At 61.2% G+C, this 2,058-nt stretch carries 1 protein-coding gene; it reads left to right on the forward strand.

What is annotated here, in order from left to right:
* Positions 1-682: 682 nt before the first annotated feature.
* Positions 683-2,058, forward strand: a 1,376-nt coding sequence (locus ACX80X_RS21110; protein ID WP_459313309.1) for an Ig-like domain-containing domain, incomplete at its 3' end; no start/stop codon positions are given.

Below are 2,058 nucleotides of genomic sequence, written 5' to 3' on the forward strand. Positions count from 1 at the left end.
TCACCACTTCATGACGCTTGCGGATTTAGTCAACTCCGCACTCGGCTCGGAAGTCGGGCGCGGCACTAGCGCTACATCCGGTCATGGGTCTGGTCTCTGGCCCAGCTCTCATTCATTGCCATTGACTCTGGCCGTGCAAAGAGCCTACGTTGCGCTCCATGAGCTATCACGAGTAGTCAGTACTCGCTTTTAAGAGCACTCCCGCTGACTGTTCGTAAGTACAGGGATTTACCAACGGGCGAATTCTTTAGGTATGGGGTATTGGGAACACAGTAATTATTAGGTACAGGGCTGTCATTGTGCGCCTCATTGGGCGCTCCTACGCTTGTGGCCTAGGGCTTCTGCCGTCGTTTCTGTCGACGTATATGCGGAGTTCAGGCGTGACATCCAAGAACCCAGGAGATCAGCCATGAAGATAAATAGGCCCGTCAAGTGGCTAAGCCAGGCACTCGTCCTTAGCACCCTATGCGTAAGGCGGGGAGGTGGTCGCTCGGCTGGTCTTCGTCTACGCGGGTCGCGGAATCTGCGGCTCCATGCACTGCTGACAGCGCTGCTGCTTGCGCTGGGTGGTGTTCTGGTGGTGCCGGTTGCGGCGTCGGCTGCTCCGGGTGATGTTGGGGTTGAGGGTCCGTCGCATTCGGGGACGGGGACGCCGACGGGTACGAAGCGGGCGACGAGCGGGTTGTGGTTCAACGACGGGCTCTGGTGGGGGAACCTGTGGGACACTTCCAGCTCGGATTTTCATATCTTCCGGTTCAATGCCGCGTCGAGCTCGTGGGTCGATACGGGTGTGGCGACGGACACGCGGGCGAACACTCATCATGACGTGTTGTGGGACGGGACGACGTTGTATGTGGCGAGCTATCGGTTCGTCAACGACGGTGTGCCGGCTGAGCCGGGCTTCCCAACGACGATGCGACGTTACAGTTATAGCTCGAGTACGAAGACGTACTCGCTGCTGGCGCAGAGTCCTACAAACATCAACAACTACCGCGTAGAGGCCCTGACCATCGATAAGGACTCGACGGGTCGGGTGTGGGCCACGTGGCAGCAGGGGAACCGGATCTATCTGAACGCCACCGGCACGGATGGCAAGACCTGGGGCACGCCGTTCCCGCATCCTGCGTCGTTGAGCAACGTGTCTGTGGACGACACGTCGGCTGTGATCGCGTTCGGACCCGGCAAGATGGGTCTGATGTGGAGCCGGCAGGTCGGTGGCTCCACCGACGGCATGTACTGGAGCTACCGTGCCGACAGTGTCGGCGGAGCCCCGAACACCGGATGGAGCACTCCTGTGGCGGCGGTGTCGGGGCAGCGCAGCGCTGATGACCATATGAACTTGAAGTGGCTGGACTCCTCGGGTGACCGGGTTTTCGCCGCCGTCAAGACGTCGTTCACGTCGGCGCCTCAGCCGCTGATCCAGCTGTTGGCATTGAATGGCACGACCTGGTCGGCGCACCCGATCGCGCCTGTGTCGGAGTGCCCGAACCGGGTGATCGTCCTGATTGATGAGAGCACGCAGAGACTGCGTACCTTCGCTACCTATCCGAAGCCGAGTGGCACGACGAACGCCGGTGTCTGCACTTCCTCGGGGGGTGCGATCTACGAGAAGTCCTCGCCGCTGGACAACATCAACTTCACCACCGCGAAGACGGCTCGTATCGTGGACGCCGACCAGTATGTCCACAACGTGACGTCAACGAAGCAGAACCTCAACAGCGCGGCGCGGGGCACGGCCAACAGCGGTCTGCTGTTGCTCGCCGATGTGAACGCCACGAGCCGGTACTGGCACTCCTACGACCCCAGCGGTGGTGGTGGTGGTGATACGACGGCTCCGACGGTGACGGGTACGTCTCCGACTGATGGTGCGACTGGTGTGGCGGTGACAGCGAATGTGACGGGGTCGTTCTCGGAGGCGATGGATGCCTCGACCGTCACCTCGAGCACGTTCACGCTGAAGGCGGGGACAACGACGGTGCCGGCCGCTGTGACGTACAGCAGCACGGGCAACGTTGCGACGTTGAACCCGACTGCTGACCTGACCGCAAACACGACGTA

Source organism: Pseudarthrobacter sp. MDT3-1, assembly GCF_054510755.1.